This window comes from Affinirhizobium lemnae, from assembly GCF_022968395.1.
Classification (GTDB): domain Bacteria; phylum Pseudomonadota; class Alphaproteobacteria; order Rhizobiales; family Rhizobiaceae; genus Neorhizobium; species Neorhizobium lemnae.
The window spans coordinates 81,771-87,851 of the sequence record NZ_JALJQZ010000017.1 but is presented as its reverse complement, the minus strand read 5'-3'; the positions used below and the strand labels follow the sequence as shown (position 1 = coordinate 87,851).

At 56.9% G+C, this 6,081-nt stretch carries 7 protein-coding genes and 1 pseudogene; 1 reads left to right on the top strand and 7 read right to left on the bottom strand.

Annotation, left to right across the window (positions count from 1 at the left end; all coding sequences use genetic code 11):
• Nucleotides 1-104 precede the first annotated feature (104 nt).
• The 4 genes from MUU53_RS12680 to tatC form a co-directional block, all read right to left on the bottom strand.
• On the bottom strand, nt 105-746 hold the full coding sequence (locus tag MUU53_RS12680) for a protein-L-isoaspartate(D-aspartate) O-methyltransferase (protein WP_377307276.1): 642 nt from the start codon (nt 744-746) through the stop codon (nt 105-107).
• Between the two features lie 8 nt (nt 747-754).
• Nucleotides 755-1,522 carry a 5'/3'-nucleotidase SurE gene (gene surE, locus MUU53_RS12675; protein ID WP_247261201.1) on the bottom strand — a complete coding sequence of 256 codons (768 nt, stop codon included), beginning with the start codon at nt 1,520-1,522 and terminating at the stop codon, nt 755-757.
• Nucleotides 1,523-1,525: 3 nt separating this feature from the next.
• Nucleotides 1,526-2,809 carry a serine--tRNA ligase gene (gene serS, locus MUU53_RS12670; RefSeq protein WP_247261200.1) on the bottom strand — a complete coding sequence of 428 codons (1,284 nt, stop codon included), beginning with the start codon at nt 2,807-2,809 and terminating at the stop codon, nt 1,526-1,528.
• A gap of 97 nt (nt 2,810-2,906) precedes the next feature.
• Nucleotides 2,907-3,737, bottom strand: a complete 831-nt coding sequence (gene tatC / locus MUU53_RS12665; protein WP_247261199.1) for a twin-arginine translocase subunit TatC — start codon at nt 3,735-3,737, stop codon at nt 2,907-2,909.
• A 198-nt stretch (nt 3,738-3,935) separates the two neighbouring features.
• On the opposite strand from tatC, the gene MUU53_RS12660 reads away from it, so the two are divergent.
• Nucleotides 3,936-4,217: a hypothetical protein gene (locus tag MUU53_RS12660; protein ID WP_247261209.1), complete on the top strand. Its 282-nt coding sequence runs from the start codon at nt 3,936-3,938 to the stop codon at nt 4,215-4,217.
• Between the two features lie 212 nt (nt 4,218-4,429).
• Here MUU53_RS12660 and tatB read toward each other — a convergent pair.
• From tatB to MUU53_RS12645, 3 genes and pseudogenes are all read right to left on the bottom strand, one after another.
• Nucleotides 4,430-4,657: pseudogene (gene tatB / locus MUU53_RS23360) on the bottom strand (Sec-independent protein translocase protein TatB); the annotation flags it as partial.
• 42 nt (nt 4,658-4,699) lie between these two features.
• Nucleotides 4,700-4,909, bottom strand: a complete 210-nt coding sequence (locus MUU53_RS12650) for a twin-arginine translocase TatA/TatE family subunit (protein ID WP_247261198.1) — start codon at nt 4,907-4,909, stop codon at nt 4,700-4,702.
• Between the two features lie 41 nt (nt 4,910-4,950).
• A complete protein-coding gene (locus MUU53_RS12645) occupies nt 4,951-6,063 on the bottom strand; it encodes an ABC transporter ATP-binding protein (protein WP_247261197.1) in 1,113 nt (370 codons plus the stop codon).
• Nucleotides 6,064-6,081 lie beyond the last annotated feature (18 nt).

Sequence of the window (6,081 nt, the reverse complement as noted above, 5' to 3'; positions counted from 1 at the left end):
GATCTCCAAAATCAGCTTTGAATCCGATTTGCGCTCTTTTGGGAATCCCAATCCTTAAATCATCACCACGACCTAGCTGATGCGGAACTTTTTTTAGCTGAAGCTTACAGATATGACGCGATATGCGGGACCAGCGGGAGATAGCTGACCGGAAAAAGGTCTTCACGTTCAAAGCGGCTGCCGGTTTTCGTCAGGCGCACCATCATGCAGTTCTCTTCATCAATGACCATAGGGGCAATCATTGCTCCCCCATGAACCAACTGATCGGCATAGAAACGGGGTACAGCGCTAAAGGCGGCGGTTGCGATAATTCGATCGAAGGTACCTTCACCCTGCATGCCATTCATGCCATCCGCCTGCCGAACGATAGCGTTGCGCAGACCCAGCGAATCGATACGTTCCTGGGCGCCGGTGATCAAGGTTCGGAAGCGATCCACCGAGAACACACGCTCGGCTATGCGCGCCATGACCGCCGTCAGATAGCCGCTGCCTGTGCCAATCTCCAGCACGCGATGACCGGGCTTCAACTGCAGTTTGGACAGAATGCGAACCGCCTGATCAGCGCCCTCCATGAAGGAGCCACAGTCAATCGGAATGGAGCGGCTTGAATAGGCTTCGCTGACAAATTGCGATGGAACAAACTGGGTGCGCGGCGTCTGTTCGCAGGCGGTGAGAAGATCGAGGTCCGTGACGCCTTGCGCCCTCAGCCGAAGGACCAGAGAGGCAAAACCCTCCCTCTCGATCATCGCTGTTTTCAACGAGAAACTCCCAAGGCGGCGGAAAGATTTTTTATTGCCGCATGATCCGTTAGATCCAGCTGCAAAGGGGTTACGGAAATACGATTTGCGCGCACTGCAGCGATGTCAGTCCCTTCCATCAAACGGCCCTTCCGGTCACTGAAGCGCAGCCAGAAATAAGGATTTCCGCGGCCATCCTGACGCTCATCCACAACCAGTGCGAAATCCGTCTTGCCCTGGGTCGTCACATCAAGCCCGTCAACTTCTCCTTCCGCGCAGGCGGGGAAATTGACATTCAGGAAGGTTCCCTCCGGCAAAGCAATCGGGAGAAGCTTGCGCACCAGATCCACACCGTGATGCGCGGCCACCGACCAGGGAATGAACCGCCCTTCTGCATCATGCCTGTAGGCCTGACTGAGCGCGATGGAACGGACACCTTGGATCGTTCCCTCGATTGCGGCTGCAATCGTGCCGGAATAGGTCACATCATCCGCAAGATTCGAACCAGCATTGACGCCAGATAGAATGAGGTCCGGCTTGCCCTTGAGCACGTGCCGGATGCCCATGATGACGCAATCGGTCGGCGTTCCGCGGACTGCAAAGTGCTTGTCAGAGATCTTCCGCAGACGCAACGGATCGGACAGTGTGAGCGAGTGGGCAAGGCCGCTCTGATCTGTCTCAGGCGCCACGATCCAGACATCGTCCGAGAGACTGCGGGCGATGCCCTCAAGCACCCGCAGTCCTTCTGCGTGAATCCCGTCATCATTGGTGAGCAGGATCCTCATTGATCAGGCGCCTTTTTCAATACGGGTCACCCCACCCATGTAAGGCAGAAGAACGTCCGGGACTGAGACGGAGCCATCTTCATTCAGATAGTTCTCGAGAACAGCGATGAGGCAGCGACCAACCGCCGTGCCGGATCCATTCAGCGTATGAACAAACTTGGGGTTCTTGTCATCCTTGCTGCGATAACGCGCATTCATGCGACGGGCCTGGAAATCACCGCAGACAGAGCAGGACGAGATTTCACGATACGTGTCTTGGCCCGGCAACCAGACTTCCAGATCATAGGTCTTGCGCGCGCCAAAGCCCATGTCACCCGTGCAAAGCGTAATCGTGCGGAAATGCAGGCCGAGGCGCTTCAGCACCTCTTCCGCACAAGCGGTCATTCGCTCATGTTCGGCAATCGAGCTTTCGGCATCGGTAATCGAAACGAGTTCGCACTTCCAGAACTGGTGCTGCCGCAGCATGCCGCGCGTATCACGACCAGCGGAGCCAGCCTCAGAGCGGAACGATGGCGTCAATGCCGTGAACCGGAGCGGCAGCTTTTCATGATCAAGAATTTCGCCCGAGACCAGATTTGTTAGCGTTACTTCGGCTGTCGGAATAAGCCAGCGTCCATCGGTCGTGCGGAACAGATCCTCGGAGAATTTTGGCAACTGGCCAGTGCCATACATCGCCTCATCCCGCACCATTAGCGGGGACGAGACCTCGGTATATCCGTGTTCACGCGTATGCAGATCCAGCATGAACTGGCCAAGGGCGCGTTCGAGACGGGCCAGCTGGCTGGTCAGGACCGTGAAGCGCGAGCCAGAAAGCTTGGCAGCGCGGTCGAAATCCATGTAGCCCAAAGCTTCGCCGATTTCGAAATGCTCCAGTGCAGGATGGTTCCAGCCTGGCTTCTGACCAACGACCCGGGTTACCACATTATCGGCCTCATCCTTACCGACGGGCACATCGTCCAGTGGAATGTTCGGGATGCGCGAGAGCACGTCGTCCAGCGCGGCAACAGCTGCACGCTCTTCCTGCTCGACGAGCGGCATCGTATCCTTGAGCAAGGCTACTTCCTGCTTCAACTGCTCGGCAAGCTCAGTGTTTTTCTGCGCCATCGCGGCGCCGATTTCCTTGGAGGCGGCGTTGCGACGGGATTGCATATCTTGCAGCTTCTGGATCGCGGATCTGCGCGTCTCGTCAAGCGCCAGAATTGCCTGCGCCTGCGGCTCGGCACTCCGCTTTTGAAGCGCCTCATCGAGGGCTTCCGGGTTATCGCGAATCCACTTGATATCGAGCATGGTCGTTCCAGATCATCTGCGGGTTATAGCCGCGACGTCGGTCCCGGCCGTTCTGTTTCCAATCCGGCCGGAAATTCTGCAATGCCGGAACTGATCCTCAAGCCTTCTCTGACGTCGTCACGGATGAGGCGGATTGAGCTTCAGCAACGGCTGTTTCCTCGTTCCGCTTCCTCTCCACGAGTCGAGCAGCGTAGATGGAAATCTCGTAGAGAAGGATCGTCGGCAGTGCAAGGCCGATCTGAGACAGCGGATCCGGGGGTGTCAGAACTGCTGCGACGACAAAGGCGATGACGATTGCGAACTTGCGCTTCTCGCGCAGCCAATCGCTCGTCAAGAGACCAACCCGCGCAAGCAGTGTTGTCACCACCGGCAGTTGGAATACAAGCCCGAATGACATGACCAGCGTCATGATCAGCGAGAGATATTCCGAGACTTTGGGCATAAGAGAGATTGCCACATCCCCCTCACCCGGCGCCTGCTGCATGGCCAGGAAGAACCACATGACCATTGGTGTAAAGAAAAAATAGACCAGTGCTCCCCCGAGCAAAAACAGGAGCGGCGATGCAACGAGAAACGGGAGGAATGCAGCTCGCTCGTTCTTGTAGAGGCCTGGAGCGACAAACTTGTACAACTGCGATGCAATGATCGGGAACGCAATTACCAGCGCACCAAACATTGCCACCTTCACCTGGGTGAAGAAAAACTCTTGTGGAGCGGTATAAATGAGCTCCGATTTCGCAAGATCGAGGCCTGCCCAAACGACAGCCCACTTGTATGGAACGACCAGGAGGTTGAAGAGCTGCTTCGCAAAGAAGAAGCAGACGAGGAAAGCAACGAAGAACGCAGCAAGGGACCAGATGAGCCGCGTCCGCAGCTCCATCAAGTGCTCGATCAACGGCTGAGGCTTATCGTTAAAATCGCCGTTCATTCTTGATCCTTGGGAGCGGGCGTCTTCTTTTTGCGTGCGCGAGGCGCAGCGGTTTGGACGTCGGATGTAACTTCGGCGCTCGTAGTTTTCGCAAAATCGACGGTCTCAGTTTTCTTGGATGCGCTTCTTCTTGTCGTACCAGGAGTGGCAGAAGAAACTTCAGCCACATCCGCGGCAGGTTTTCTTGTGCGAGTTCGTTTGACTGCCACCTTATCCGCCCCGGCTCCAGAAACGACAGCGGGTACGGCTGGTGCGACCAGCTTCGGTGTCGCTGGTTTCCGTGACCTTGGGGTCTTGGCAGCGTCTGGCGCAGGAACCGAAGAAGTGGACGACGTTTCAACCGGCGCCTTCGTCAGCCCTGTTGCAGAGACCACAGGTGGATTGGCTGTTCCGGAGGAAGACATCGCCGACGGTGTTGATGCTGCCGCAGCAGCACCGACCGACGACGGCTGCGACGTGACGACGGTAGGCGGTGCCTGAGCGGACGCAACAGGGGCAGCCGACGGCGTTAGAGGCGGGGTTTCCGGCAAGGAAAACGCTGGCGCCGGGATCAGATCATCGACGGAAGTCGTTGTCGAACCCTCGACAGCAGCATCAGCAGTAGTCGTCCCAGGAAACTCGGTCGCCTTCTGTAGGTCGTTGCGGATCTCGTTTCCCATTTCACGCAGAGGGTTAATAGCCTCGCGTATCGCGTTCGCCGGATGAAACCGCTTGGCATCATCTATTGTCTGCCGCACGCCGTCCATATCCGCCTCTCGCAAGGCTTCATCGAACTGGGTTCGGAAATCTCCGGCCATCTTTCGCAAGTTGGACGTCATTTTGCCAAATGCACGAAGCATAGGCGGCAAATCCTTGGGGCCAACCACGACAATCAAGACTACTGCAATGACAAGCAGTTCCGTCCAGCCGATGTCCAGCATGGGCTATACTCCCGCCACGGAACGCGTAAGCGTCCCGGCGACTTACTTTGTTTCTTCGCGCTGGTGATCGACAGTTTTGGCAGGCGTCGCAGTTGGCGTCGCATCCTTGTTATCGTCTTCAGACATGCCCTGTTTGAAGCTCTTGATGCCCTTGGCAACGTCGCCCATCAATTCCGGAATCTTGCCTCGCCCAAAGAAGATCAGCACGATGACCAGAACGATCAGCCAGTGCCACACACTAAAAGAACCCATGACTTACTCCCGTAATTGCGCATTCAAACGATGTAAGATGTTTAGGAATTTTTTTCAAACACCAAAATGTCTTCAGGCGCAACGTTCACAACCACGTCAGTCAAACCCTCCGAAAGTTGATCGGCGCGGATGCGTGCACGAAGCGGCTCATCGAGCCCTTCTACGGCCAGCGTCAGCAGTTCGACCACGCCAAGGAAGCGGCGGGTGAGAATACGCGCGGGCACACCTGGTCCTTCGGCGCGCACGAAAACCGACGATATCCTCACCGCGACCTCCACCTCCTGACCATCGGCAATTGGACCGCAATCGCAGGCTCCGAGCGGAGTTTGAACGCGACCCGATGTTACTCGTCCCGTCAAAATATTGATCTCGGAGAAGAAACCGGCCGCAAACAGTGATCGTGGTTTCCTATAGAGATCCTGCGACCGGCCGACCTGAACCAGTTGACCATTATTCAGCAAGGCAATGCGGTCTGCCATCCGCATAGCTTCTTCTGCATCATGGGTAACCACGATTGCCGTTGCGCGGCTTTGTCGCAGGACGTCCAGCGTGTCAGCCCGAATCGAATCCTTAAGTCGCGAGTCGAGCCCGCTGAAAGGCTCATCCATCAATAGAACGCCAGGACGTGGAGCGAGCGCCCGGGCCAACGCCACTCGTTGCTGCTCACCGCCTGAGAGCGCGTGCGGAAATTTTCGCGCATAGTGGGCAAGACCCACTCGCTCAAGCGCGACCATTGCTTCGGCGGCAGCATCCGACGACGGCAGTGCAGTCAACCCGAATCTGACATTGTCGAGCACGGAGAGATGCGGAAAGAGCGCATAATCCTGGAACATCAGACCGACGCCGCGCTTTTCTGGCGGAATAAAGCACTCAGGGCCCGCCATCTCGCGACCGTCGATGCACACCCGCCCGCGCGTCTGCGACTCAATACCCGCGGCTATACGCAGGAGGGTCGTTTTACCGGAACCTGATGGTCCTAACAGGCACAATACCTCGCCCGGGCGCGCCTCCAGACTGATGCCGCGAATCGTTTCCTTGCCGTTATAGTCATGATGGATGTCATCGAAGGTGAGGCTTGCGGCAAACGTAACCCCCGCAGTTCTGCGCAGGGCGGTTCCGCCACCGCGTTGCTTTACATCTGTGTTCAACGGCATGCCTTCCCCGAAATCAGT